At 64.5% G+C, this 24,901-nt stretch carries 33 protein-coding genes; 13 read left to right on the top strand and 20 right to left on the bottom strand.

Annotation, left to right across the window (positions count from 1 at the left end):
* Window positions 1-86: 86 nt before the first annotated feature.
* From V2I30_RS11240 to V2I30_RS11230, 3 genes are all read left to right on the top strand, one after another.
* On the top strand, window positions 87-788 hold the full coding sequence (locus tag V2I30_RS11240) for an EI24 domain-containing protein (RefSeq protein ID WP_330662247.1): 702 nt from the start codon (window positions 87-89) through the stop codon (window positions 786-788).
* Entirely contained in the window at window positions 785-1,183 is a 399-nt protein-coding gene (locus V2I30_RS11235) for a hypothetical protein (RefSeq protein ID WP_330662246.1), read from the top strand. Before V2I30_RS11240 ends, V2I30_RS11235 begins: the two co-directional genes overlap by 4 nt.
* 85 nt (window positions 1,184-1,268) lie before the next feature.
* A complete protein-coding gene (locus V2I30_RS11230; protein WP_330662245.1) occupies window positions 1,269-2,210 on the top strand; it encodes a hypothetical protein in 942 nt (313 codons plus the stop codon).
* Window positions 2,211-2,213: 3 nt separating this feature from the next.
* Here V2I30_RS11230 and V2I30_RS11225 read toward each other — a convergent pair whose 3' ends face one another.
* The 13 genes from V2I30_RS11225 to V2I30_RS11165 form a co-directional block, all read right to left on the bottom strand.
* Window positions 2,214-2,690, bottom strand: coding sequence for a hypothetical protein (locus V2I30_RS11225; RefSeq protein ID WP_330662244.1), 477 nt, complete (start codon window positions 2,688-2,690; stop codon window positions 2,214-2,216).
* A complete protein-coding gene (locus V2I30_RS11220) occupies window positions 2,690-3,049 on the bottom strand; it encodes a HesB/IscA family protein (protein WP_330662243.1) in 360 nt (119 codons plus the stop codon). Before V2I30_RS11220 ends, V2I30_RS11225 begins: the two co-directional genes overlap by 1 nt.
* The gene (locus tag V2I30_RS11215) at window positions 3,049-3,543 is read right to left on the bottom strand and encodes an SUF system Fe-S cluster assembly protein (RefSeq protein ID WP_330662242.1); all 495 of its coding nucleotides are present in this window, start codon (window positions 3,541-3,543) and stop codon (window positions 3,049-3,051) included. The genes V2I30_RS11220 and V2I30_RS11215 overlap by 1 nt, the downstream gene beginning before the upstream one ends.
* Window positions 3,544-3,549: 6 nt before the next feature.
* Window positions 3,550-4,797 (bottom strand): cysteine desulfurase, encoded by a 1,248-nt coding sequence (locus V2I30_RS11210; protein WP_330662241.1) that lies wholly within the window; start codon window positions 4,795-4,797, stop codon window positions 3,550-3,552.
* Window positions 4,773-5,198 carry a hypothetical protein gene (locus V2I30_RS11205; RefSeq protein WP_330662240.1) on the bottom strand — a complete coding sequence of 142 codons (426 nt, stop codon included), beginning with the start codon at window positions 5,196-5,198 and terminating at the stop codon, window positions 4,773-4,775. Before V2I30_RS11205 ends, V2I30_RS11210 begins: the two co-directional genes overlap by 25 nt.
* On the bottom strand, window positions 5,195-5,950 hold the full coding sequence (locus V2I30_RS11200) for a SufD family Fe-S cluster assembly protein (protein WP_330662239.1): 756 nt from the start codon (window positions 5,948-5,950) through the stop codon (window positions 5,195-5,197). The genes V2I30_RS11205 and V2I30_RS11200 overlap by 4 nt, the downstream gene beginning before the upstream one ends.
* Window positions 5,947-6,249, bottom strand: coding sequence for a hypothetical protein (locus tag V2I30_RS11195; protein ID WP_330662238.1), 303 nt, complete (start codon window positions 6,247-6,249; stop codon window positions 5,947-5,949). Before V2I30_RS11195 ends, V2I30_RS11200 begins: the two co-directional genes overlap by 4 nt.
* Window positions 6,246-7,001 (bottom strand): Fe-S cluster assembly ATPase SufC, encoded by a 756-nt coding sequence (gene sufC / locus V2I30_RS11190; RefSeq protein WP_330662237.1) that lies wholly within the window; start codon window positions 6,999-7,001, stop codon window positions 6,246-6,248. Before sufC ends, V2I30_RS11195 begins: the two co-directional genes overlap by 4 nt.
* Window positions 6,994-7,527: an endonuclease domain-containing protein gene (locus tag V2I30_RS11185; protein WP_330662236.1), complete on the bottom strand. Its 534-nt coding sequence runs from the start codon at window positions 7,525-7,527 to the stop codon at window positions 6,994-6,996. Before V2I30_RS11185 ends, sufC begins: the two co-directional genes overlap by 8 nt.
* The gene (locus tag V2I30_RS11180; protein ID WP_330662235.1) at window positions 7,524-7,751 is read right to left on the bottom strand and encodes a hypothetical protein; all 228 of its coding nucleotides are present in this window, start codon (window positions 7,749-7,751) and stop codon (window positions 7,524-7,526) included. Before V2I30_RS11180 ends, V2I30_RS11185 begins: the two co-directional genes overlap by 4 nt.
* On the bottom strand, window positions 7,748-9,241 hold the full coding sequence (gene sufB / locus V2I30_RS11175; protein WP_330662234.1) for a Fe-S cluster assembly protein SufB: 1,494 nt from the start codon (window positions 9,239-9,241) through the stop codon (window positions 7,748-7,750). Before sufB ends, V2I30_RS11180 begins: the two co-directional genes overlap by 4 nt.
* Complete coding sequence (locus tag V2I30_RS11170; protein WP_330662233.1) at window positions 9,238-9,672, bottom strand: SUF system Fe-S cluster assembly regulator; 435 nt, start codon at window positions 9,670-9,672, stop codon at window positions 9,238-9,240. The genes sufB and V2I30_RS11170 overlap by 4 nt, the downstream gene beginning before the upstream one ends.
* Window positions 9,673-9,770: 98 nt before the next feature.
* Window positions 9,771-10,697: a helix-turn-helix transcriptional regulator gene (locus tag V2I30_RS11165; protein ID WP_330662232.1), complete on the bottom strand. Its 927-nt coding sequence runs from the start codon at window positions 10,695-10,697 to the stop codon at window positions 9,771-9,773.
* 317 nt (window positions 10,698-11,014) lie between these two features.
* Between V2I30_RS11165 and V2I30_RS11160 the strand changes: the two genes are divergently transcribed.
* From V2I30_RS11160 to V2I30_RS11140, 5 genes are all read left to right on the top strand, one after another.
* Complete coding sequence (locus V2I30_RS11160; protein ID WP_330662231.1) at window positions 11,015-12,082, top strand: quinone-dependent dihydroorotate dehydrogenase; 1,068 nt, start codon at window positions 11,015-11,017, stop codon at window positions 12,080-12,082.
* 11 nt (window positions 12,083-12,093) lie between these two features.
* Window positions 12,094-13,860: a gamma-glutamyltransferase gene (gene ggt / locus V2I30_RS11155; RefSeq protein ID WP_330662230.1), complete on the top strand. Its 1,767-nt coding sequence runs from the start codon at window positions 12,094-12,096 to the stop codon at window positions 13,858-13,860.
* Between the two features lie 232 nt (window positions 13,861-14,092).
* A complete protein-coding gene (locus V2I30_RS11150; protein ID WP_442896932.1) occupies window positions 14,093-15,892 on the top strand; it encodes an AMP-dependent synthetase/ligase in 1,800 nt (599 codons plus the stop codon).
* Window positions 15,893-15,941: 49 nt separating this feature from the next.
* On the top strand, window positions 15,942-16,265 hold the full coding sequence (locus V2I30_RS11145) for a hypothetical protein (RefSeq protein ID WP_330662228.1): 324 nt from the start codon (window positions 15,942-15,944) through the stop codon (window positions 16,263-16,265).
* Between the two features lie 157 nt (window positions 16,266-16,422).
* A complete protein-coding gene (locus V2I30_RS11140; RefSeq protein WP_330662227.1) occupies window positions 16,423-16,986 on the top strand; it encodes a hypothetical protein in 564 nt (187 codons plus the stop codon).
* Between the two features lie 9 nt (window positions 16,987-16,995).
* On the opposite strand, the gene V2I30_RS11135 is transcribed toward V2I30_RS11140, so the two are convergent.
* The 3 genes from V2I30_RS11135 to V2I30_RS11125 form a co-directional block, all read right to left on the bottom strand.
* Complete coding sequence (locus tag V2I30_RS11135; protein WP_330662370.1) at window positions 16,996-17,505, bottom strand: hypothetical protein; 510 nt, start codon at window positions 17,503-17,505, stop codon at window positions 16,996-16,998.
* Between the two features lie 160 nt (window positions 17,506-17,665).
* The gene (gene thiS / locus V2I30_RS11130; protein WP_330662226.1) at window positions 17,666-18,652 is read right to left on the bottom strand and encodes a sulfur carrier protein ThiS; all 987 of its coding nucleotides are present in this window, start codon (window positions 18,650-18,652) and stop codon (window positions 17,666-17,668) included.
* Between the two features lie 85 nt (window positions 18,653-18,737).
* Window positions 18,738-19,145 (bottom strand): MerC domain-containing protein, encoded by a 408-nt coding sequence (locus V2I30_RS11125; protein ID WP_330662225.1) that lies wholly within the window; start codon window positions 19,143-19,145, stop codon window positions 18,738-18,740.
* A gap of 213 nt (window positions 19,146-19,358) precedes the next feature.
* Here V2I30_RS11125 and V2I30_RS11120 point away from each other — a divergent pair, with 213 nt between their 5' ends.
* The 4 genes from V2I30_RS11120 (at window position 19,359) to rpsI (ending at window position 21,914) form a co-directional block, all read left to right on the top strand.
* Window positions 19,359-20,387 (top strand): COX15/CtaA family protein, encoded by a 1,029-nt coding sequence (locus V2I30_RS11120; RefSeq protein WP_330662369.1) that lies wholly within the window; start codon window positions 19,359-19,361, stop codon window positions 20,385-20,387.
* Window positions 20,384-20,716 carry a divalent-cation tolerance protein CutA gene (gene cutA, locus V2I30_RS11115; RefSeq protein ID WP_330662224.1) on the top strand — a complete coding sequence of 111 codons (333 nt, stop codon included), beginning with the start codon at window positions 20,384-20,386 and terminating at the stop codon, window positions 20,714-20,716. Before V2I30_RS11120 ends, cutA begins: the two co-directional genes overlap by 4 nt.
* A 170-nt stretch (window positions 20,717-20,886) precedes the next feature.
* Complete coding sequence (rplM, locus tag V2I30_RS11110) at window positions 20,887-21,366, top strand: 50S ribosomal protein L13 (RefSeq protein ID WP_330662223.1); 480 nt, start codon at window positions 20,887-20,889, stop codon at window positions 21,364-21,366.
* A complete protein-coding gene (gene rpsI / locus V2I30_RS11105) occupies window positions 21,366-21,914 on the top strand; it encodes a 30S ribosomal protein S9 (RefSeq protein ID WP_330662222.1) in 549 nt (182 codons plus the stop codon). Before rplM ends, rpsI begins: the two co-directional genes overlap by 1 nt.
* Before the next feature lie 118 nt (window positions 21,915-22,032).
* Here the strand turns inward: rpsI and V2I30_RS11100 are convergent, their stop codons facing one another.
* The 3 genes from V2I30_RS11100 to V2I30_RS11090 form a co-directional block, all read right to left on the bottom strand.
* Window positions 22,033-22,230 carry a hypothetical protein gene (locus V2I30_RS11100; RefSeq protein ID WP_330662221.1) on the bottom strand — a complete coding sequence of 66 codons (198 nt, stop codon included), beginning with the start codon at window positions 22,228-22,230 and terminating at the stop codon, window positions 22,033-22,035.
* Window positions 22,231-22,390: 160 nt separating this feature from the next.
* Window positions 22,391-23,137 (bottom strand): metallophosphoesterase family protein, encoded by a 747-nt coding sequence (locus V2I30_RS11095; RefSeq protein WP_330662220.1) that lies wholly within the window; start codon window positions 23,135-23,137, stop codon window positions 22,391-22,393.
* Between the two features lie 55 nt (window positions 23,138-23,192).
* Complete coding sequence (locus V2I30_RS11090) at window positions 23,193-23,474, bottom strand: hypothetical protein (protein WP_330662219.1); 282 nt, start codon at window positions 23,472-23,474, stop codon at window positions 23,193-23,195.
* Window positions 23,475-23,700: 226 nt separating this feature from the next.
* On the opposite strand from V2I30_RS11090, the gene V2I30_RS11085 reads away from it, so the two are divergent.
* The gene (locus V2I30_RS11085; RefSeq protein WP_330662218.1) at window positions 23,701-24,009 is read left to right on the top strand and encodes a UrcA family protein; all 309 of its coding nucleotides are present in this window, start codon (window positions 23,701-23,703) and stop codon (window positions 24,007-24,009) included.
* 122 nt (window positions 24,010-24,131) lie between these two features.
* On the opposite strand, the gene V2I30_RS11080 is transcribed toward V2I30_RS11085, so the two are convergent.
* On the bottom strand, window positions 24,132-24,899 hold the full coding sequence (locus V2I30_RS11080) for a LytR/AlgR family response regulator transcription factor (protein ID WP_330662217.1): 768 nt from the start codon (window positions 24,897-24,899) through the stop codon (window positions 24,132-24,134).
* Between the last annotated feature and the right edge of the window lie 2 nt (window positions 24,900-24,901).

The following is a 24,901-nucleotide window of genomic DNA, read 5'->3' as shown; positions in this document are numbered from 1 at the left end:
CCAAGGCGAAACTGCCTGATACAGGGCGAGCACGCCGCTCCGCCTTGCGTTTGACACCGCTGCCGGCCCTGCGCACAGCGGCGGCGATGACCGCAACCCTCTCCGCCCTCGCCAAGGCGATCGGCCAGCTGGCCGACCGCGCGGTGCTGGCGGTGTTGCTGAAGTCGCTCGGGATCACCGTCTTCGTCTTCGTCGGGCTCGGTGCCGGACTCTTCGTGGCCTTGCGCGCCCTGTTCGAAAGCTATGGCCTTGTTGGCGGCGGTCTCGCCGGCGCAGCGGGCGCCGCTTTGCTCGCCATCCTCGCCTTCTGGTTGCTGTTCCGCGTGGTCGCGCTCGCCGTCCTGCAGTTCTTCGCCGAGGACATCGTGATCGCGGTCGAGCGCCGCCACTACCCCGACAGGGTGGACACGGCGCGGGCGATCGGCCTCGGCGAGGAAGCGCGCAATGCGCTGCGCAGCTTCGCGCGGACCGTCGCGGTCAATCTGATCGCACTGCCTCCTGCCCTGGCGCTGATCGTGACCGGGATAGGCGCGGCGCTCGTGTTCTTCGCCGCCAATGCCTGGCTCCTCGGCCGCGAGCTGACCGACATGGCCTGGTTGCGGCACAGAACCGAGCGCGCTGCGGGCAGTCCGGTGCCGCGCCATCAGCGCCTGACACTGGGGCTGGCGGTGGGCGCGATGATGATCGTGCCCTTCGTGGGTCTGCTCGCCCCGGTTGTCGGAGCGGCGGCCGGGACCCACCTCGCCCACCGCGCGTTGGGACGGCAAGGCGAGGGAGGGGCATCATGATCAGGACCGGCAAGGCTGCTGCGCTGGCTGGCGGAGTCCTCGCCCTCTCCGCCTGCGTATCCGCCCCTGCGCCCGCCCCCGCCACCACCGCTGCCGCACCGGCCCCGCGTGTGGCAAGCGTCGCTCCGCCGGTAGATCTTGCGGGCATTATCGGCGCGCCTGCGTCCGCGCTGTCGCGGCGTTTCGGTGAGCCGCGGATCGACATGGTCGAAGGCGACGCGCGCAAGCTTCAATTCGCTTCGGGTGCTTGCGTGCTCGACATCTACCTCTACCCGCCTGCCCCCGGCGCCGCGCGGCAAGCCTCGCATGTCGAAGCGCGCCAGCGGCAAGGCGGCGCTGCGACGGACCGCCGGCGCTGCATCGCCGAGGTCGAACGCGCCGCCCGACGGCGCTGAGGCCACGCAGCAAGGGCGAGCGCGGTAACCCGGTCTTAAGCACATCATGCGAAGGCTGACCCTGCATCAAGGGGTATGCCAGATCATGACCACGCAATTCTTCGAACTCGCCCGGCGCGCATCGCACGACGGCAACGTCACCGTTGAAGAGGTCCTCTCGCTGCGCGCGAAGGGCTGGGGCGACGGCGTCATCTCGCGCCTCGAGGCCGAGGCCCTGTTCGCGCTGAACGACGCGCTGGACGAGCGCGGCGAGGAATGGACCGACTTCTTCGTCGAGGCGGTGGTCGACTTCGTGCTCAACGGCACGCAGCCGCGCGGTCAATGCGGCGAGGAAGAAGCGCGCTGGCTGATCGCGCAGGTCGATCGCGACGGCTGCGTCGAAAGCATGGCGGAGCTCGAGGCGATCGTGAAGATCATCGAACGCGCCGAGAACGTGCCCGTCCGGCTGAAGGACTTCGTGATCGGCCGGATCGAGAAGGAAGTGCTGAGCGGAGAGGGCCCGACCCGGTGCGGCGGCGAGCTGTCTTCGGTCCACATCACCGCCACGGAAGCGGAAATCCTGCGCCGCATCGTCTTCGGCAGCGGCAGCCACGGACCGGCGCATGTCAGCCGCAGCGAAGCGGAAATGCTCTTCCGCCTGAAGGACGCGACTCTCGCCGAAGACAACGCGCCCGAATGGGATGAGCTGTTCCTCGATGGGGTGAGCAACTACCTGAAAGGCTTCGCCCTCGCCAACGCGCAGCTGGACCATGACCGTGCGAAGGAGCTCGACGCCTTCATGAACGATCACAGCGTCGATGTCGGCCGCTTCCTCAATCGCATGGCCGAGGAGCTACCGAATGCCGTGAACCACTTTGGCAAGGTCTTCGGCAAGAAAAAGACCGGCCAGTTCGAAGCGCAGGCCGCAGCGGGTGAAAAGCTGACCGACAGCGAGCAGGAATGGCTCAATGCAATGATCGACAAGGATGGCCGGATCGACGATCTCGAACGCCGTCTTATCGCGCGGATCATCGAAGACGGCGAATAGGTCTCACCCTTCGAGCGCAGCGAAATCCGAATGCGCGAGTTCGCGCCAGCGCTTTTGCCGGTGGGCGTAGAACCGCTTGGCATAGGCGGTGATGAACGGGGTGAGCGCGCTCGCCTCGATATGCACTCGGTCGGTATATTGCGTGCCCTCTCCCGAAAGATGCGGACGGATCACGATCCAGTGATCCCAGCGTTTTATCATCGGGCCGTAGCCGTTGTCGCGCAGCAGTTTCGTAACCTCGTCGGGGCTGGCGGGCAACTCGATACCGATGATTTGCCACCCGATCGGAACGATGCCCATAAAGCGCATTTTGGCGCGGTGCTGCCCCACTTGCCACCGCTGATGATCGAACCCTTTTGGATACCGGAAGCGAATGAGCGGCGCCGCGACGTAATCGAGCAGGCGCGGAGTCATCACTCGGCGCCATACAGTTTCCGGCGGAGCCGCGATATGCGTCGTCAGCTCGACCGTCGTCGCCATCAGACCATGAAACTCTCGCCGCAGCCGCAGGCACCCTTGGCGTTGGGGTTCTCGAACACGAAGCCGGCGGTGAAATCATCATCGCGCCAATCCATCGTCGAACCCACGAGGTAGAGCACGCTGGCGCCATCGATATAAAAGGTGCCGCCCGGTGTTTCGATCTTCTCGTCGAATTTGGCTTCCTCGGTGACGTAATCGACCGAATAGGCGAGCCCCGAACAGCCGCGGCGCGGGGTCGAAAGCTTGACGCCGATCGCATCGTCGGGCGCCTGGCTCATCAGATGCGCGATACGCGCCTCGGCGCGCTTGGTAAGCACGACCGCGGCCTTGGGGGCGGGGCGGGTTTTCGTATCGGCCATCAGAGCATTCCCAGTTCGAGCCGCGCCTCGTCGGACATCTTCTCGGGCGACCAAGGCGGATCCCAGACCAGCACGACCTCGGCATCGCGAATGCCGGGGACGGAAGCGGCGCGCAGTTCGACTTCGCCGGGCATGGTTTCCGCAACCGGACAATGCGGCGTGGTCAGCGTCATCGTCACCGTCGCATCGGCCTCGTCGTCGACCTCGACGCCGTAGATCAGGCCGAGATCGTAGATGTTCACCGGAATTTCCGGGTCGTAAATTTCCTTCAGCGCCTCGATCACCGCCTGTTGCAGATCGCCGCCCGCCCCCGCTTGCGGCGGTTCGGCGGGTTGGTGCGCGAGGAACCCTTCCAGATAGTCGCGCGTCCGCTTCGCAGGCGCCTCATCCGGGTCCACCGCATCCTCGACCCGGGCGCGCGGGGGCTTCGTCAACACCTCATCACCCGGCGCGGGCGCGGCGATGTAATCCTTCTTTTCGGTGTCCGAACTCATGGTTGATCAGCCTTTTCCAAAGATCCGCCTCGTCCGCCCGATCCCTTCGATCAGGGCGTCGATATCGGCTTCGCTCGAATGAACGGCAAAGCTCGCGCGCGCGGTGGCGGGAATGTCGAGATAGTCCATCAACGGCTGCGCGCAATGGTGCCCCGCCCGGATCGCGACGTCGCCATCGTCGAGGATGGTGCCGAGATCGTGCGGATGAATGCCGTCGATCAGGAAGCTGACGATGCCCGCGCCGTCGTCCGGGCCGAACAAGGTCACATCGTTCATCCGGCCAAGCTCGCGGCGCAACCTCTTGGTCAGCGCCGCCTCGTGCGCGTGGATCGCCTCGCGCCCGATTGCATCGACGTAATCCGCCGCGGCAGCGAAACCGATCGCTTCGACGATCGCGGGTGTTCCGGCTTCGAAACGCTGGGGCGGGACGTCGTAGGTGGTTTTCTCGAAAGTCACGCGCTCGATCATCGAGCCGCCGCCTTCCCAGGGCGGCATGTCGGCGAGGATATCGCCACTCGCCCACAGCGCGCCGATCCCGGTCGGTCCGTAGAGCTTGTGTGCGCTGAAGACGTAGAAATCGCAACCCAGCGCAGCGACGTCGACCGGCATGTGCGGCACCGCCTGACATCCGTCGAGAAGCAGTTTCGCACCGACCGAATGCGCGATGTCCGCGGCGCGGCCCACATCGAGCACGCTTCCCGTCACGTTTGAAACATGCACGAAGGCGATCAGCTTGTGCCGCGGCCCGATCATCTTTTCGGCAGCGTCCAGATCGATCCGGTGATCTGCCGTCAGCGGCACGACATCGATCTTGGCACCGGTCGCTTCGGCGATCATCTGCCAGGGGATGATGTTCGAATGGTGCTCGAGCGCGGAAAGCAGGATGCGATCGCCAGGCTTCAGATTCGCGCGCCCCCAGCTATTGGCGACAAGATTGATCGCCTCGGTCGCCCCACGCGTGAACACGATCTCGTCCTCGCGCCCGCCGATGAAGCGCGAGATGCGCTGTCGCGCCTCCTCGTAACTGCGCGTCATGTCGGCCGAGCGAGAATACACACCGCGATGGACGGTGGCGTAATCCTTGCCCATCGCGCGCACCACCGTGTCGATCACGGCTTGCGGCTTTTGCGCCGTCGCCGCCGTATCGAGATAGTGCCACGGCGCGCCGCCCGGCGTCGTCAGACCCGGAAAATCGGCGCGCAGATCGAGCGTGGGCGGTTCGGCGAGCGCTACGGGCAAGTGTCGGTCGTCCATGTATCTGTATTGGGTCCGTTCTGGCACATGCGGCGCAGGCCGGCTGCGACCGCTTCCCACGCATTGCCGTCGGCCTTCAACTCGATTCGCCACTGGATCGCCTTGACCGTCGGATTTTCGATCCCGTCCACCGTCGCGATGACGACCTTGTGGTTTGGAATATAGGGGCTACGTCCTTCCTCGAACTGCGCCTCGCGCACCGGCAGATCGAGCTGGCGAACATAGAACTTCGCCATTTCCACCGGCTCTTCGTAGGTCACGGCGTAGCGTTGCATGGGCACGAATTCGCTCGCGGGAAGCGTCAGCGCGCTTTGGCTTTCGTTGGCCGATACCATCGCCGCGCCGCCCATCGTCAACGCGATCGCCGAGAGGGCCGTGCGTATGCCTCTATTCGTCGTCATATTCTGTCTCCCAGTGTGCCCAGCGCCGCTGCGATCAGCCGCTCGCGCTCGGGCTCATCATCCAGTCCCACGAAAGCATCGCCTATAAAGGCCTGAACAAGCAAGCGCCGTGCCTCTTCGGGCGAGAGTCCGCGCGCTGCCATGTAGTAGCGCGCTACTTCGTCGAGCTGCCCGACGGTGGCGCCATGCGCGCATTTGACGTCGTCGGCATAGATCTCGAGTTGGGGCACCGCATTGGCGCTGGCGCCTGCTTCAAGCAGCAGGGCCTTGAAATCCTGCGCGGCGTCGGTTTGCTGTGCGTGCCGGGCGACCTTGATCTCGCCGAGGAAATTGCCAGATGCTTCGCCCCAGTGAACGCTGCGCACCGTCTGGTTGCTGGTCGCGCCCGGTTCCTCGTGGCGTGTGGTCGTCACGAATTCGCGCACCGCGCTGCCGCCACCGATGGTCACCCCGCCGAACTCGAAATGCGCGGCATTGCCGAGGGTCACGTCCGCTTCGAGTCGGGTGAAATCCGTCCCGGCGCAGACGACGAACAATTCGGCCCGCGCGCCTTCGCCGAGCGTCAATCGCAGGCGGCGAAGGTCGGGCGCATCGCCGCCGATGACCAGCACCTGGCGCCATGTGTTGCCGGCCTCCACCGCGATCTCGCGCCAGTCGGCCAGCGTTTCGAGTCCGAGGCGAGCGAGCGCGTCGGTGTCTGAATAGCGCCACGCTTCGTCGCGGCGGGTGGGAAGAGTGGAGGAGATGCTCATTGCGAACCCCGCTTCGTCGCGCGTTCGAACCGGCGCACCAGCCGTCCGCGCTCCTCGCGGATACAGGTGTCGACCTCTGCCTGATTGCTCGCCCCGTCACGCACGCATTCGGTCACCGCGCGGCAGAAGCGATCGTCGAGCTTTGCACGGCCTGTCGACTTGCTGAGCGAGCAGTGCCAGCTGCCCTCGCGGTCCTGGCCGACGCTGACCGTAACCGAGCGCAAATTGCCCAGCACGACGATCTCGGGGATCGGCTCGGGCGCCGGTTGCACGGAGAGAAGAAGAGCGGAAAGGATCATGCCGCTGCCTCGGCCATCACCGCGTCGTACCCTTCGTCCTCGAGGCGATGCGCCAGGTCCGCTCCGCCCGTCCGGACGATCCGGCCATCTGCGAGCACGCTCACCTTGTCGGGCTTCACCACGTCGAGCAGGCGCTGATAGTGCGTGATCAGCAGCACGGCCTTGTCAGGTGAACGCATAATCGAATTGATGCCCTCGCCCACCACGCGCAGCGCGTCGATGTCGAGGCCGGAATCCGTCTCATCCAGCACGGCGAAGGCAGGGTCAAGAATGCCCATCTGCACCATCTCGGCGCGCTTCTTCTCGCCGCCGGAAAAGCCGACATTCACCTGCCGCTTGAGCATCTCCATGTCCATTTTGAGCAGGCCCGCCTTTTCCTTTGCGAGCTTCAGGAAGTCGCCGCCGGAAAGGGGTTCCTCGCCGCGATATTTGCGCTGCGAATTGAGCGCCTCGCGCAGGAACTGGACGTTGGAAACACCTGGGATCTCGACCGGATATTGAAAGCCTAAAAACAGGCCTGCGCCGGCGCGCTCGTGCGGCTCGAGATCGAACAGGTCTTGCCCGCGAAACTCGACCGAACCGCGCGTCACCTCGTAACCCGGCTTTCCGCCCAGCACGTGCGCGAGCGTCGACTTGCCCGCGCCGTTGGGGCCCATGATCGCATGGACTTCGCCCGCGGGCACTTCGAGCGAAAGGCCCTTGAGGATCGGTGTGTCGCCCACATTGGCGTGGAGGTTTTCAATCTTAAGCATTGTCGAGTTTCCTGCGATTGGGTCGCGAGTAATTCTGGTTGGGGTTGGCCTCGCGGTGGGCGCGCGCAGCCTCTTTCTTGTCTTCGATCCGCATGCGCATGCCGGCGGTGATCCGCTGCAGCACGGCGTCCATGTTTTCGAGAATATCGCTGGCCTTGATCCGCATCACGCGAATGCCGACCGCCTCGAGGCTCTTGTCCCGGCGCGTGGCCAGCTTTTGGGCGAGAATTTCATCGGCTCCATCTTCGTCGATCATGATCGCCATGCCGAGATTGTGGCAGTTAAAATCGACGATAGCGCTACCGACGACGGCGAACCGCCTGAAGGTGTAGCGGCCTAGATCCGCATCGGCGAAACGCTTGGCCAGCGCCTTGTTCGCAGGCGAAGCAAACCGCCGCAACTCCCGCGCCCGGTCGTGCAGCTCGTCGAGGCGCTTGTCCGAGATCTTCCAGCCCCGTCCCTTCTTGTTGAGGGTCGGTTCCGCGTCGGACGTGTCCTTAAGGCCGAGGGTTTTGCGGTCGGTCATTTTGTTGCATCTTCCGGTCTGTAGGTAATCAACCTCCAAAATGCCCAAAGCGTCAGTGCGGGTGCTGCGTAGTAAAAGGCGGTGGAGAGTAAGAATTCGAATGCAGCCAAATCGGTATCTGGCAAGAAGCGTATCTCTCCTGCAAAGCCGGCCGCAAATCCCCAAACTAGTATCCAGCCAATCGAGCCGCATATAGCTACAATAGCATAGTCGGGCTTACTCACCCCACGCTCCCCTCGAGCGAAATCGCCAGCAGCTTCTGCGCCTCAACGGCGAACTCCATCGGCAGCTCTTTCAGCACGTCTTTGGCGAAGCCGTTGACGATCAGCGCCATCGCCTCTTCTTCGTCGAGCCCGCGCTGCATCGCGTAGAACAGCTGTTCGTCGCTGATTTTGGAGGTGGTCGCCTCGTGCTCGATCTGTGCGCCCGGGTTCTTGACCTCGATGTATGGCACCGTGTGCGCCCCGCATTCGTCGCCGATCAGCAGGCTATCGCACTCCGTACGGTTACGCACGCCTTCGGCCTTCGGGCCGACGCGGACGAGGCCACGATAGGTGTTGTTCGACTTGCCCGCCGAAATACCTTTCGAGATGATCGTCGAGCGCGAGCCGGCGCCGTTGTGGATCATCTTGGTGCCGGTGTCGGCCTGCTGATAGTTGTTCGTGACCGCGACCGAATAGAATTCGCCGACGCTGTCCTTTCCGTTGAGTACGCAGGAGGGGTACTTCCATGTCACCGCGCTGCCGGTTTCGACCTGCGTCCAGCTGATCTTGGAACGATCGCCCTGGCAAAGGCCGCGCTTGGTGACGAAATTGTAGATACCGCCCTTGCCTTCGGCGTTGCCGGGATACCAGTTCTGGACGGTCGAATATTTGATTTCGGCGTCTTCCATCGCGACCAGCTCGACCACCGCGGCGTGCAGCTGGTTCTCGTCGCGCATCGGCGCGGTGCAGCCTTCGAGATAGCTGACGTAGCTGCCCTTTTCGGCAACGATCAGCGTGCGCTCGAACTGCCCGGTATTCTCGGCATTGATGCGGAAATAGGTGCTCAGCTCCATTGGGCAGCGCACGCCCTCGGGAATGTAGACGAACGTGCCGTCGGAAAAGACCGCGCTGTTGAGCGTCGCGAAATAATTGTCGCGCTGAGGCACGACGCGGCCCAGCCACTTCTTCACGAGCTCGGGATAATCCTTAATCGCCTCGCTGATCGACAGGAAGATCACGCCCGCTTTCTTGAGCTCTTCGCGGAAGGTGGTTGCCACGGAAACGCTGTCGAACACCGCATCGACTGCAACCTTGCGCGCACCCTTCACCCCCGCGAGAACCTCTTGTTCTGCCACGGGAATACCCAGCTTGTCGTAGACCGACTTGATGTCCGGATCGAGCTCGTCGAGCGAGTCGAGCTGCGGCTTCTTTTTCGGCGCAGCGTAATAATAGGCGTCCTGATAATCGATCTTCGGAAAGCCGACCTTCGCCCAGTCGGGTTCTTCCATCTGCTCCCACAGGCGGAAGGCTTTGAGGCGCCAGTCGAGCATCCATTCGGGCTCGCCTTTCTTGGCGCTGATAAAGCGGACCGTGTCTTCCGAAAGCCCCTTCTCGGCGAATTCGGTCTCGATATCCGCGGACCAACCATGCTCGTATTCGGCAGCCTTTGCAGCTGCGTCCTTAGCATCCTGGTCCATTTCCGGGGTCTGGAGGTCGATCTGATCGGTCATTCCGCGGGTTCTTTCATCGCGTGAGTTATGGTCGGGGTAGCGCGCAGATGGTCGAGCGTGATCTCGGCCAGCGCGCCGCGCAGCTTTCGGTTGATGATCGGCCAATGCGACTTCATCGTGCAGCGCGCTTCGTGGTCGCAGTCGCGATGATCGACACAGGCGGTCAGCGCGATCGGGCCTTCGACCGCCTCGACGATATCGGCAACGGTAATCGCGGCGGCCGGGCGTCCCAGCTGCAAGCCTCCGCCTACGCCGCGCATCGAGCGCAGCAGACCTGCCGCCGTCAGCTTGGATACGAGGCGTTGGACCGTGGGCACCGGCAGGCCAGTCTCGCGCGCGAGTTCCGCCGCGCTCACACGCCCATCGCCACAATGCGTCGCGGCCTGGCTCATCGTGATGACGGCATAATCGGCAAGGTTGGAAAGGCGCATGGTCGCGCTGGAAAATCCGCTTGTTGCGACCGATTCTTAAATCGGACTGATTGAGTCGGATTTTAAATACGCTTCATTCGCTCCGATTTCAAGGCGGATCAGGTCTTTAGCTCGCGCAGATTCTTCGGCGCGATCATCTCGCTCAGATAGGGCGTGTCCGCGTCCTTCAGCCGTGCCGGCGTGCGTCCGACGAAGCGCGTTATCTCGCGAATCATATGCGACTGATCGAAGAATGCTTCGCCCAGCTGCGCCTCGTATTCCTCGCTCAGCACGGGGAAGGACAGCAAGGCGGCGGCGCGAAGCGCGCGATATTTGCGCGCCAGCGCCTGGGGCGGCAGTCCGAAATAGCGCTCGGTCAGGCGTTGCACCTGCCGCTCGCAATAGGCGGCGCGTTCGACCAGGTCGGCGACCGAGGGATTAAAGGAGGCGCCGAGCCAGGCATTGACCGTCTTGATGAGCTCGGCATGGCGCGGATTGACCGGGCGTACCGACCGTCCGACGAATTCGGCGATGGCAAGCGCGCAGTTGCGACCGCTCATTTCGCCGGCGCGGTAGGCGGCGTTGAGCCGATCGCCGAGTGCGCCCGCCTCTTCCCCGAGCACCTCGCGCGCGTCGCGCAGCCTGTCGCGATGCTCGCCGGCATGCAGCCCAGTCAGCGCCGCCCAGCCCAAGGGCGTGAGCGCCGCGCCGACTGCGTGAAACGGACCATCGACGACGATCGGATGCGCGGTGGAAAGCGGTGTGAGGACTGCAACCTCGTGGTTGGGATCGCGGTGGCCGCCGGAGAATTGCATCTCTCCGCGACCGCGCGGAAAGATCGCGAAATGGCCGATGGAGGCGGGCTGGATGTCGCGGATTTGGGGCTCGTCGCAGCGGAAATGGTAGAGCGTGGTGATGTAATCGCTGACGGCCGCGGGCGGCGCGATGTAATTGATCGCGATCAGCGCGCTCTCGGTCAGCTCGAGGAGCGAATCGTCCGATCCGTCGGTTTCGCTGCCGGGCGGGGTCTGCATGTCGTGCATCATCGCGGACAATCGCCTTTCGCGCTTGCCAGATCCATGCGTCCCTATGCGTATCCCGCCTCCTGAGAAGTTAAAAAAAGGGCGGTTCCTATGAGGGAACCGCCCATTTGAGTTGAGGAACTCTTTGCATTGCTGCTCCGAGCCCTTCGGGTCGCGAGTGATTCTCTAGTCCTGGCTTGCGGCGAATAATTGTATGCATACGACAACTCGCGGCGCGGGAAGCGAAACCGAGCAAATTGAGCGGTCTATCGCGGGGCTCTGACGCGCTCGGTAAGCGCGTCGCCCTCGACGTGAGGTCGCTTGTGCGTTTAGGCGAGCACATGATTCGCACCCCCCGCCTGTTCGACCTCCTGCGGCCCGCGCTGTTCGCGCTCGAACCCGAACGCGCGCATCGCCTCGCGATCGGCGCGCTGAAGGCGGCGCAGGCGGCGGGATCCCGGCCATCCGGGCGCGCGGACGATGCGCTCGCGATTACGGTCGCAGGGCTCGATTTTCCCAATCCGGTGGGGGTCGCGGCTGGGTTCGACAAGGACGCCGAGGTGCCCGATGCGCTGCTCGCGCTGGGCTTCGGCTTTACCGAAGTCGGATCGCTCACGCCGCTGCCGCAACAGGGCAACCCCCGGCCCCGCCTGTTCCGACTGGTCGAGGACCGGGCGGTGATCAATCGCATGGGGTTCAACAATGGCGGTGCCAAGGCGGCAACCCATCGCCTGCGCGCGCGGCATGGGCGAGGTGGGATCGTCGGCATCAATATCGGCGCAAATAAGGAATCGCCCGACCGGATCGACGATTACGCGACCATGGCGCGGGCGATGACACCTCTTGCCAGCTATCTTGCCGTCAACGTGTCGAGCCCCAACACGCCCGGCCTGCGCGCACTTCAGGACGAGGGCGCGCTGGCGGCGCTGATCGACGGCGTGATCGCCGCGCGCGACGAGGTCGCTGGGGTGAACGTGCCGCCCGTCTTCCTGAAGGTCGCCCCCGATCTCGAACCCGCCGATATCGACGCCATCGCCCGCATGGCGATCGATCGCCAGCTTGGCGCGTTGATCGTCTCGAACACCACGATCTCGCGGCCCTTGCTGCGCTCGTCCCATGCCGGGGAAGCGGGGGGGCTTTCGGGCGCGCCGCTACACACGCTCGCGCTCGAAAGATTGCGCGATTTTCGCAAGGCGACCGGCGGCGGCGTGCCGCTGATCGGGGCCGGCGGGATCGCCTCGGGTGAAGACGCGTGGGAGCACATCCGGGCGGGCGCCAGTCTGGTGCAGCTCTATTCTGCGCTGGTCTATGACGGGCCGGGCCTAGGCGCGCGGATCGTGCGCGAGCTGGGCGCGCTGATGCGGCGCGACGGGTTTTCGAGCATTGCGGAGGCGGTGGGAAGCGAATAGCGATGCGGGCCATGTTCAAGCCCCTCGCCGCCCTGACGTCGTTCGCCTTGTTTCTCACCGGCTGCGTCGCCCAAACCACACCTGCACCGGTTGCCGCCCCGCCCACGCCCGATCCGGCACCCGCTTTTGCCGGCGCGGTGACCACCGCCGATCCGCGCGCCACCGCGGCGGGCGAAGCGATCCTCGCCAAGGGCGGCTCGGCGACCGATGCGGCGATCGCGGTCATGCTGGCGCTGACCGTGGTCGAGCCGCAAAGCTCGGGTATCGGCGGCGGCGGGTTCCTGGTCCATGCCGGGCCGGACGGCGTTACCACCTTCGACGGGCGAGAGACTGCGCCCGCCTCGGCGACACCCGCAAGGTTCCTCGATGAGGACGGCGAACGCCTGCCCTACGAAACACGCGTGCTTTCGGGGCTCAGCGTCGGGGTACCGGGCAATGTCGCGCTCGCAAAGCTCGCGCATGAAAAATACGGCAAGCTGCCGTGGATCGACCTTTTCGGCCCGGCATATACGCTCGCCAGTCGCGGCTTTCAGATGAACCGGCGCCTTCACGCCTCGCTCTCCGGACGCGCCGAACGCGCGGGGCTTACCCCCGAAGCGCGCGAGGTCTTCTATGCACAGGGCGACGAACCGCTGCCCGTCGGGAGCACGGTGGTTCCGCGCGCACTCGCTTTCACGCTCGAGGCGCTGGCGAAGGACGGGCCGGAATTCTTCTACGACTACCTTCCGGGCGAACTTGCCGCCTATGTCGCAGCCGCCACGCCTCAAGACGGGGCGATGAGCGAGGCCGACGTCAGTGCCTATACGGCGAAGGTTCGCGAGCCGGTCTGCTCGCTCTATCGCGGCTATCGCGTCTGCGGGATGGGGCCACCATCCTCCGGCGGCGTCGCTGTGTCGCAGATGCTGGGACAGCTCGAACGGTTTGATCTCGCCGCGCTCGGACCCGACAGCGCGCGCTTCTGGCACCTGTTCCTCGAATCGCAGCGCATCGCCTATGCCGACCGCGAGCTTTACCTCGCCGATGCGGATTTCGTCGAAGTCCCGGTCGAGGGGCTGATCGATCCCGCCTATCTCGCGCAGCGCAGCGCGTTGATCGATCCGTCAGGCGCGCTCGCCAGCGTCGAGGCCGGCACCCCGCCCGGCGCCCCGCTCGCCCGCGCCGATGGCGACGAACCGCCCGAAAGCGGAACCACCCATTTCGCGATCGTCGACGCGCAGGGCAATGCGGTGAGTTACACCTCGACCATCGAGGGTGCCTTCGGCTCGGGCCTCTATTTCCGCGGGTTCTATCTCAACAACGAGTTGACCGATTTCAGCAGCAGCTTCGAGAAGGACGGCAGGCCGGTCGCCAACCGGGTCGAAGGCGGCAAGCGGCCGCGTTCCTCGATGGCGCCGACCATCGTGTTCGACCCCGCGGGCGAGGTCTTTCTCGTCATCGGCGCGGCGGGCGGACCGACCATACCGGTCCAGGTCGCCCGCTCGATCATCGGCGTGATCGATTTCGGCATGAGCGCGAAAGAGGCGCTAGCCCTGCCGCTCTTCATGTCCTTCGGCGAGGTCGCGATCGCCGAGGAGGGCAGCGTGATTGAGGACATCGCGCAGGAGCTCGAAGCCCTGGGGCACGCGCAAATCCGCTTCATCTCGCCGCGCGGCAAAACGAATGCGCTCTTGCGCACGCCGCAGGGCTGGGAAGCTGCCGACGATCCGCGCATCGCCCCGCTGCTTTCCTACGAACCCGTAGCGGGCGAAGCCGAAGCGGGCGCGGCCGACGCGCCGTGAACCGCCCGATGTCCGCATCCCCGACTATCCAAGAGGCGGGGAACATCGCCTGCCGCTACGGCATTGATACCACAGCGCGCCATCACAAGAAGCGCGCGAGCCATCGCGCGGGGCTGACCCGGTGGATGGTATAACCGCGCCCCGACGCGGGCGGGAAGAGGAGTTTGTGACGATGCACGCCCCCACGACGCCCCCAAAAACGCGGCCGGTGGTCAATCCGATGGACGATTCGATGCTGCAGGATATCGACCGCGCGCAAAATCTCGTAGAGTTGTTCCTCAAGCGGGCAGAGGAGAAGGGCGAAGCGCCGTTTCTCGGCCGCAAGGCGGACGGCGAATGGCGCACCCAGAGCTGGCGCGAGGTTGCCGATCAGGTCTGCCTGCTCGCCGAAAGCCTGCGCCATATCGGCCTCAGCGAAGGGGACAGGGTCGCCCTAATCTCGGAGAACCGCCCCGAATGGTGCATCGTCGACCTCGCGATCATGGCGGCGGGCTGCATCACGGTGCCGACCTACATCACGAATACCGAACGCGATCACGCACATATCCTCGACAATTCAGGCGCGCGCGCAGTCATCGTTTCGAACGAAAAGCTGCTGAAACCCCTGGTCGGTGCGATCGGACGGACCGGCAATGTCGATTACGTGATCGGCATCGAGGATCTGCATCGCCAGCAATCGGGCAGTTTCGAATATCACGCCTGGGACGATCTAATCGCCGGCGATCCCCCGGCCGCGCGCGCTGCCGTGGAAGCGCGCATCGCCGGGATCGACCGCGGCGACACCGCCTGTTTGATCTATACGAGCGGTACCGGCGGCGCGCCGCGCGGCGTGATGCAGCATCACGGCATGATCCTGTGCAACGCGGCCGGGGCTGCGGAAATCCTCATCAACGATTTCGGCCTCGGCGACGAACGCTTCCTGTCCTTCCTGCCATTGAGCCACGCCTACGAACATACGGGCGGGCAGTATCTGCCAATCGCGGTGGGGGCGGAGATTTTCTATTCCGAGGGGCTCGAAAAGCTCGGATCCAATATCGAAGAGGTGCGCCCGACCTTCATGGTGGTCGTCCCGCGCCTGTTCGAAGTGCTGCGCACGCGCATCATCAAACAGGTGGAGAAGCAGGGTAAACTGCCGAATTTCCTGATGGATAATGCCTTGAGGATCAGCGAGAATTCGCGCGACGGACGCATCCGCACGCGCGACCGACCGCTCGACATGCTAATCGAGCGCACCCTGCGCCCCAAGATCCGCGCCAGGTTCGGCGGGCGGATGAAGGCGATGGTGTCGGGCGGCGCACCGCTCAATCCCGAAGTCGGCAACTTCTTCCAGGCGATGGGGCTCACGATGCTACAGGGCTACGGCCAGACCGAAGCCGGCCCGGTCATCAGCTGCAACCGGCCTAAAGTCGGGCTCAAGATGGACACGGTCGGACCGCCGCTGCGCGGGGTCGATGTGCGCATCGCCGAGGATGGCGAAATCCTGTGCGCGGGCGAGCTCGTCATGCACGGCTATTGGCGTAACGAAGCGGAGACAGAGCGGACCATCCAGGACGGCTGGCTGCATACCGGCGATATCGGCCTCATCGACGATGCGGGCCGGATCAAGATCACCGACCGCAAGAAGGACATGATCGTCAACGACAAGGGCGACAATGTCGCGCCGCAGAAGATCGAGGGCATGCTGACGCTGCAGCCCGAGATCGCGCAGGCGATGGTGAGCGGCGACAATCGCCCCTATGTCGTCGGCCTGATCGTACCCGATGCTGAGTGGGCGCTCGAATGGGCGCGCGCGAATCACGAGAAATTCGACATGAAGGCGCTGCAGGATCTCCCCGCCTTCCGCAACGCCGTGCGCGCCGCGGTCGATCGCACGAATGCGGAGCTGTCGGTGATCGAGAAGGTCCGCCGGTTCGCCTTCGCCGACGAAGCCTTCGCGATCGAGAACGAGGAAATGACCCCCAGTATGAAGATCCGCCGCCACAAGATCCGCGACCGCTATCAGCAGCGGCTCGACAGGCTTTACAGGGGATGACACCCGTTATCGCCCGACAACTCGCACGCGAACGCACCGGCATGGCGCGATGGCTGTCCGGGGGATCGCGACCTTCGCATTGGTGATGACGATCCTTGGCACCTTACGCTCGCGCCCCGATGCCGTGCCGGCCGCAGTCGCGCTGGTTATCAGCGCGGGTTACTGGTTCACCGCATCGACGAGCTTCGCCAATCCGGCGGTGACGCTCGGGCGCAGTTTCACCGACACCTTCAGCGGGATTGCCCCTGCCAACGCACCGGGCTTTATCGCCGCTCAGGTTGCAGGCGCGCTGGCCGCGTGGCTCATGGCGCATTTTGTCTTCGGCTGGCGCGCATCATACCGTGACGATGCAAGTTATTCTGGCCAACTTTAACGCCCAAGTGGCAGCTTATAGTGCCTGAATATTTTCGGGGCGGAAGCTCAACCCGCTGCAAGCCCAATGGGCAGCGTACGGTCATGAGTCCGATTGATCGGTTCCCTAACATTGGTTTGATTTGAAACGGCACATTGACCTTTGCCGCTCTTATCCCATGATAAAGCGCAATCATTTTAATACAGCTCTCCCCCTTGCAACGCTGATTCTTGCTTTCTCGGGATGTGCCACCTCGAGCGGTTCCGGAGATAGCCCGCAGCTGCGAAACAGTGCAGCGAATGCATCGGCCTCAACCAGTCTACCGGTCGTGCTCACTCTGCAGGCCGAGACCGGGGCCTTCGACGATCCGCTCGCATTGCTCGATACGCTGTCGCGCTATTCGTCAGTTGCGCGCGTGGTGGTGGACCACGGCCGCGACGGGGCTCAGGCAAGTGACGTGAGCGTCGCGCTCGTCTTCCCGGACCGCGAGGAATTCAGTCGCTGGTACGGTGTCGAGGCACCGGATTTCCTTGAACGCCTCGGCAACGAAGCGACGATCTGGCAAACCTCGTGGAAAGACAAGGCTTTGCTCGAAACTGCCGGAATGAACGATCTGGCGACGATGGCGGAACACTTCAGCGTGGTTTATGAAAACTCCGGGTCGACCGAGGATGGCGACGCCGACATAGACGCCGTAACCACCATTTGCGCAGATGGAGCGATCTGCAAGCCGAGCAACTAACAGGCGCTGTCACGCCACTTCTACGTCCTCGACATATTCCGGGAAGAAACGCGGCGCGCGCTGCGACCATGCGGGGGCGGTCGCCGCGGCTTCGCTGATCGATTGGAGGAGGAGCTTGCGCTGGGCCGGGCGGATCAGAGGTAGTGCGGCGGCGGCGCAGAAGATCGCGGGGAGGTAGGGCCGCGCCTCGGCGCCCAGCAGCCGCTCGTAGAGAAAGCGGAAGGCGGAAAAGCTTTCGAGGCGTTCCTGTTCGAGATCGAAGGCGGCGATCCGGATCATTTTGCCCACGAAATGCTCGATCTCGCCGATCGTGCCTTCGGTTGGGATGGTGCCGCGCAATACCTTCAGGTCCTGATAAGCGACATATTGCCGGCGGATCGCGGTGTTCTCCGCCTCGCTTCGGCCCCATAGCCGAAAGGCATCGCAGCGGGCGAGGCCGATATCGAGGCTGCGCTTGATGTACCGCTGCTCGCAAGCTGCGAAGCTCGCGAATTCGCGCATCTCGCCGATGCTTGCCATCGAAGTGCTTGCCAGTGTCACGCCGGTCTCCCTGTTGCGTTAGCGACAGTGGCGCCACGTGGTTAACAAGCCGTAAGCGGGGCCTGGAAAATTGCCGCGGGGCCCGCGCGCGAGTCAGCCGGGTAACAGATGGCGCCGACGATCTGGCGGCGCTGCGCGCTTAGATAAGGCCGGCGAGCGGGGAGCTCGGATCGGCGTATTTGCGCCGGCCCATGCGCCCGGCGAGATAGGCTTCGCGGCCGGCCTCGACCGCGAGCTTCATCGCATGGGCCATGCGGACGGGGTCTTTGGCCTCGGCAATCGCGGTATTCATGAGGATCCCGTCGCAGCCCAACTCCATCCCGACCGCCGCATCGCTTGCCGTGCCGACGCCGGCGTCGACCAGCACCGGCACATTCGCGCCTTCGACGATCAGGCGAATCGTCACCTGGTTCTGAATGCCGAGCCCCGATCCGATCGGCGCGCCGAGCGGCATGATCGCGACCGCGCCCGCCTCCTCGAGCTGCTTCGCCGCGATCGGATCGTCGGCGCAATAGACCATCGGGAGGAAGCCCTCCTTCGCCAGCACTTCGGTCGCCTTCAACGTCTCGCGCATGTCGGGGTAGAGGGTGCGCGCTTCGCCGAGCACTTCGAGCTTGACGAGATCCCAGCCGCCTGCCTCGCGCGCCAGCCGCAGCGTGCGCACTGCGTCCTCGCCGGTGAAGCAGCCTGCGGTGTTGGGAAGGTAGGTGACCTTCTTGGGATCGATGTAGTCGGTCAGCATCGGCGCCCCCGGATCGCTGACATTGACCCGCCGCACCGCGACGGTGACGATCTCGGCTCCGCTCGCCTCGAGCGCGGCGGCGTTCTGCTCGAAATCCTTGTATTTGCCCGTGCCGACGATCAGCCGCGAGGTGAAGGTGCGCCCTGCGACGCTCCAACTGTCGCCTTCCGACCCTTCTCCGCCGCCGACGAAATGGACGATCTCCAACCGGTCGCCCGCCTGCAACGCCATTTCGCCGAGCTGCGAGCGCGGACAGATCTCTCCGTTGCGCTCGACTGCGACCTTTTCGGGCGCGAGGCCGATCTCACGCACCAGCGCTGCAATCGTGGGAGCCGCGGTGTCGTGCGGCGCGCCGTTGAGAGTGATCGACCGTGTTTCGCTCATGCCCCCCATGCCATACTTTGCGCGCGGCGACGTGCAAGCATGACGTCTTGCTTTCGCAGCCCGCAGGCGGCGGGCGGTAAAAGGATCAGCGCGAAAGGCGTGCCGTGCCGCGCAGATTCAACGCATGGCCCAGCGCCACCAGCGCCACGCCTGCTATGGTCAAGAGCAGCTCGCCATTGCCATGCGGGGAGAACAACGCGCTAACCATTAGCGCGAGACCTGCGGCGGCCACAATCAACGGCTCGACGCGGCGATGCCGCAAAATGCCCCAGCCGATCGCCGCAGTCGCGATCAGCGTCGCCAGAACCAGCCCGGTTTCGTGTATCGCCGGCTCGAGCAGGAAATGTCCACCCACGCCCAGCCCTGAAACGAGGACGATGGTCGCGAAGCAATGCAGGGCGCAAAACCCGGCAATGCCAATTCCGACACGGTCGAGCAGCCTGCGATTCGCGGCGGGGGAAGAAAGATCGCTCTGCATGTTCGGATCGGCCATATATGTTACAATGTATCATCAGGCAAGCCCGTTCCTGCTTCAGGCGAAAAAATAAGGACGCGGTGACGCCTCCCTGTCCAAGCGCCGCGGCAAATGCTCTTGCAACCCCGCCGGGTGCACCGCATTTAAGCTTTCGCCGTGGACACCGCCGCCCCCCTCCGCCCCGCCGCGCCTGGCGCTGCGACAGATGCGACCGCACCACGAGCGCAGCCGCTGACAATCGCGCGCTGGCTCGAATGGGTTGCGGGTTTCGTGGTTCTGATCGTACTTGTCGGCGGCATTACGCGGCTGACGGAAAGCGGTCTGTCGATCACCGAATGGGAGCTGGCGACCGGCATTTTGCCTCCGCTTTCGACCGAGGCTTGGCAGGCGGAATTCGCGAAATATCGTGCGACGCCGGAATATCGTCTCGAAGCGGGCCTCGCCGGCATGACGCTGGCCGATTTCCAGTTCATCTATTTCTGGGAGTGGTTCCATCGTCTGCTCGCCCGCTGCGTCGGCGTGCTCTACGCGGCGCCGCTGGCGTGGTTCTGGTGGCGCGGAGCCATCCCTTCCGGCTTCAAGCCGCGACTGATCGGGCTGCTTGCGCTCGGCGGATTGCAGGGGCTGTTCGGCTGGCTGATGGTGCAGTCGGGTCTGGTCGGCGATATGACCGATGTGAGCCATTTCCGCCTGTCGCTGCATCTGCTGACGGCGCTGCTCCTGATTGGCCTTCTGGTCTGGACCGCGCGCGACATGCGGCGGATTGCGAGCGATCCGGGCGCCGGCGCCGCGCCTCTGACCGGCCTTTCGGCAATCGTCGGCGTCGTGCTGTTCGTGCAATTACTACTCGGCGCCTGGGTGGCGGGCCTCAATGCCGGTCACGCCGCCTATGACTGGCCGCTAATGAATGGAAAGCTCGTGCCCGACTGGCAGTTCACGGGCAGTTTTTTCCAGGCGCTGGCCTACGACCCCTACCTGCTTCATTTCCTTCACCGCTGGTGGGCCTGGATCGCGGTAGCGGCGCTGATCGTGCTGGCGCGCCGGGTCCGCCGCGAGGATCGCTTCGCTTCGATCGCGGTCCACAGCGCCTTCGGATTGATGGTGCTGCTGGGAATTGCGACGGTGCTGAGCGAGGTGTCGCTCTGGATCGCCGCGGCGCACCAGCTGACCGGCGCGCTGCTGGTGGCCGCGACCGCGCGGGCGATGCATAGCGACGGCACCGCCCGCCAGAATGCGGTTCGCGCGGCCGCCGTAGCATGAGCCAAGGCGCGGCGCTGGTCTGGTGCCCCTTCCCCGATATCGAAGCCGCGCAAGACTGCGCCGCGCAATTGCTCGGCGAACGGCTGATCGCCTGCGCGAACATCCTTCCCGCCATGCAATCGGTTTACGAATGGGAGGACGCGATCGAACGCGGCGAGGAGGTCGGCGTCCTCTTCAAGTCGACCGCCGATCGGCTCGATCGACTCACGCAAAGACTGGGCGAGCTGCATCCTTACGACACGCCGGCGGTGCTCGGGTGGAGATGCGACAGCGCACATCCGGCCACGCTTGGCTGGCTATCGCAAACGCTGGATCAGGGCGCACAGTAACGCCCCGCGCACGCCCGAACGCGCTTCGAGGTATTATTTTACCTCCTCGGCAAGGCCCACAATTGCTTGACTTTCGCAAGCAAGATCGACAAATGCGCGGCTCTTCGTCGTCGCGAATGAGCGGTCGGCGACACGAAATTTCACCGAATCAATCGAAGGACGCATCAGCCATGAAGGCGCTCAGCAAGCAGACCCGGGCGGTAAAACCGGCCGAGGTCGAAAAGAACTGGCACCTGATCGATGCAGACGGACTCGTCGTGGGCCGTCTCGCCGCGATCATCGCCAGCATTCTGCGCGGCAAGAACAAGCCGACCTACACCCCGCATGTCGATTGCGGCGATCACGTGATCGTCATCAATGCCGACAAGGTGAAGTTCACCGGCAACAAGGCCGAGACCAAGACCTATTACAAGCATACGGGCTGGGTCGGCGGCATCAAGGAAACGACCCCGGCCAAGGTGCTCGAGGGCCGCTTTCCCGAGCGCGTGCTGGAAAAGGCGGTCGAGCGAATGATTCCGCGCGGGCCGCTCGGCCGTGCGCAGATGAAGGCGCTTCATCTCTACAACGGCACCGAGCATCCGCATGACGGGCAGGACCCGCAGGTGCTCGACGTCGCTTCCATGAACCGCAAGAACAAGGTCACCGTCTGATGGCTGACACCGCTCAGGATAACGCGCAGGACACTGCCACCAAGGACAAAGTGTCCGATCTCTCCGATCTCAAGGACATCGCCGGCGACGCGCCCGAGGCGGATGCTGCCGAAATCGCCCAGAACCCCGCCGCGCCGCTGCGCGAGCAGGAGCTCGACGGGCAGGGCCGCGCCTATGCCACCGGTCGCCGCAAGGATGCGACCGCGCGTGTCTGGCTGCGGCCAGGCAGCGGCAAGATCACTGTCAACGGCAAAGATCAGGAAGTCTATTTCGCGCGTCCGACGCTGCGCCTGATCATCAATCAGCCCTTCGGCATCACTGATCGCTCGGGCCAGTACGACGTCGTCGTCACCGTCAAGGGCGGCGGCCTTTCGGGCCAGGCAGGTGCGGTGAAGCACGGCATCAGCCAGGCGCTGACGAAATACGAACCCGAGTTGCGCAGCACGGTCAAGGCGGCCGGCTTCCTCACCCGCGACAGCCGCGTGGTAGAGCGCAAGAAATACGGCCGCGCCAAAGCCCGTCGCAGCTTCCAGTTCTCGAAGCGCTAAGCTCCCGCGGAACGCATGGCGCGTTAATGATGGGCGGCATCCCGTGCGGGGGAAGCCGCCCTTTTTTTGCGTTGGTTTTCGGCAGCCCGCGTCTCGCCGGGGCCGCGTGGCACCCGCCCTATCTCTGAAGCAGCAGCAACGCCCAGCCAAGTCCGGTTCCCGCGAGGAACAGCGGCCATGACCAATACAGCGCATGCGGTCCGACCGCCATCAGGTGAATGTGCAACTGTCCGCCGCTCGACCCTTGCGAGCCGATGACGAGCGCGACGCAGCCGGTGAGGATCGCGCCCAGCACCATGGCTTTCATCAATTCCATCGCCTGCCCTCCAACCGATTGACCACGCGCCGCTGCGACGCGGCGCACGGCCGCAATTTATCGCCAACAAAACGTTACCGAACAAACCTCAGAGAAAGGTAAATGTACCGGGACGCACGTTAACGAGAGTACCGGCGATCAAGCGGAGGCGGGGGCCAGTTCACGCGGGGGCCAGTTTGCGCAATTGCGCATCGATCCGACCGCCGGGTTCGCAGGTCAGCGTCCAGTAGGACGGCGGCGCCCCGTGGCGCAAACGCGTCGACAACGTCCCGGCGCCAATTGTGCGCAAGCTGTTCCCGCCCCGCTCGCGAACCTCGTCAAACGGCGTATGCACATGGCCCGACAGGATCGCGTCGGCCCGACTTGCCGCAAGCGCGGCAAAAGCCCGCTCGCCCCCGATCGTCGGGTTGGACTTTGGACCCTCGGGGCCGAGCAGCGGATGATGCGCGGTGACGATCACGGTGCGATCGTCCGCTGGCAAGTCTTCCAGCGCCGCAAGCGTTTCTGCCAGGGCTTTTCGCGTGACGATCCCGTCCGACCAGGGGAAGCGCGGCTGCGCACGCACGGTCGATTTAAGCGGCACGAAAACGACGTCGCGCGAGGCAAGTTCGCCCGGCACCTTTTCGCGAAGGGTGCGGTAACGGCGATAGGGATCGGCAAACCTCTCGGCGAGGTTATAATAGGGCATGTCGTGATTGCCCGCCTGCAGGATGACCGGCACGCCGATGTCGGAAAACCAGCGCGCCGCGGCGTCGAATTGCGCATGGGTCGCGCGCTGCGTCAGATCGCCGGTACACACCAACGCGTCCGGCGTCTCGCGATCCACCGCTGCGGCCAGCGCGGCAAGCGCGCGCTCGTCCTCGACGCCGAAGTGCACGTCGCTGATATGGAACAGCCGGGTCGTCATCGCCCGAGCCCCAAAGCGCGGCAAGGTCGGCGTGACAAGCCGGAAAATAGGCCCGTCATATCCGCCGCGACAGGATCGCCCAAGCGGAAACGGCGTTGAGCGCGCTATAGACGGCATAGGCCCACACGAGCCCTGCCCAGCCATGGGCCACCAGCAGCATCGCTGTGAGCAGCAGGAAAAACTCCGCGACCATCGTCGATCGCCCGCCGAGCGCGCGCATGAAGCCCGGCATCGCCGCCAGCATCGGATGCCCGCTCCCCAGGACGGCGGCATGAAGCGCGAAATTCGCGATACCGAGACAGAAGACGACGATCAGGCTCACGCTCATGCATGACATTATGGCGAAATCGCTGGTCCGGGCAAATAGGCGGTTCGTCGGACTACAAATGTCATCGGTCATTTTGCCCGCCGCCAATCGACATGAAAACGCCCCTTGGTCGAGCATCGCATGACCCGCCTTCAGCCTTCGCCTATTTCTTCATGACAGCAAGGAGAGGCGGCATCCCCCGTTCGAACGCCCCCGATCGAACTCCGCCCCCCTTGCTCTAGGATGGAGAAAGATGATGAAGACCCTTGCAATTCTCGCGGCCGGAGCCGCCCTCACGCTCACGGCCGGAGCGGCCCTCGCCGACAACACGGTGCCCGTTTCGAAGTCGATCGAATATGCCGACCTCAACCTCGATACGGCAGCGGGCCAAAAGGCGCTCGAATACCGCATCAATTCGGCGGCGCGCGATGTGTGCGGCGCGGACGAAGTGCGTACGGGGACGCGGATCAAGTCACCCGAAATCTCTGCCTGTCTCGCCGATGCGCGCAGCAGCGCCAAGCGCCAGGTGGCTGCCATGATCGCGAAAGAAAAACGCGGCGGCTGAACTTCCGCGCGACCAGAGGTTCTGCGCTTTTCACTGGAGCGCAGGCGCTGCGGCTCGGACCCTACTCAGTCCCGGGGTCCGGGCCGCCTTTTTGACTGGCGATGTGACAGAGCCGGGCAGAATCAGCGCCCGGCCATCGCCTTGACCTTGGCGAGATAGGTTCGCCCGATGCGCAGCGCGTCCCCATTTTGCAATTCCGCCGACCATACGCCCAGCCCGTCGTGCCGCAGCCCGCGAATATTGTCACGCCGCAGGATCGTCGAGCGGTGAATGCGGATGAATTCGGCCGGATCGAGCCGCTCTTCGAGACCGGCGATCGTCTGGAGCAGGAGGTAGGAGCGCCCAGCGTCTTCCTCATCGCTCGCGTCGCCGACATGCAGCCGGACATAATCGCGCTCGGCATCGATCCGGTGCACCTGGCTGACCGCGATGCGCAGCAATTCGGAGCGGTGCGGCACCCACAATTCCTCGAGCCACTGGCTGGCGCTCGCCTTGCGCTCGCCGCGCCGGGCGAGTGCGCGCTCGATTGCGCGCTCGAGCCGATCGGGTGCGACCGGCTTCAGGACGTAGTCCACCGCCTCGAGATCGAAGGCCTCAACGGCGAAATGATCGTGCGCGGTGACGAAGATGACCGCCGGCGCGCCCTCGTTCTCGCTCAATCGGCGCGCAACGCCCAGCCCGTCGAGCTCGGGCATGGTCATGTCGAGCAGGACGAGGTCGGGCGCGAGCTTTTCGATCAGGCGCAGCGCCGCTGCCCCGTCGCTGGCGGTGCCGACGACGCGGATCGAGGGCATCTCGGCGCAGATCACCTGGATCCGCTCGACTGCAAGCGGCTCGTCGTCGACGATCAGGGTGCGCAGGGGATCGCTCGCACTTTCGGCTTCGGCCATGA

The sequence above is a fragment of the Erythrobacter sp. genome (assembly GCF_036351135.1).
Taxonomy (GTDB): Bacteria; Pseudomonadota; Alphaproteobacteria; order Sphingomonadales; family Sphingomonadaceae; genus Erythrobacter.
This window is presented reverse-complemented; position numbering and strand designations above follow the sequence as displayed.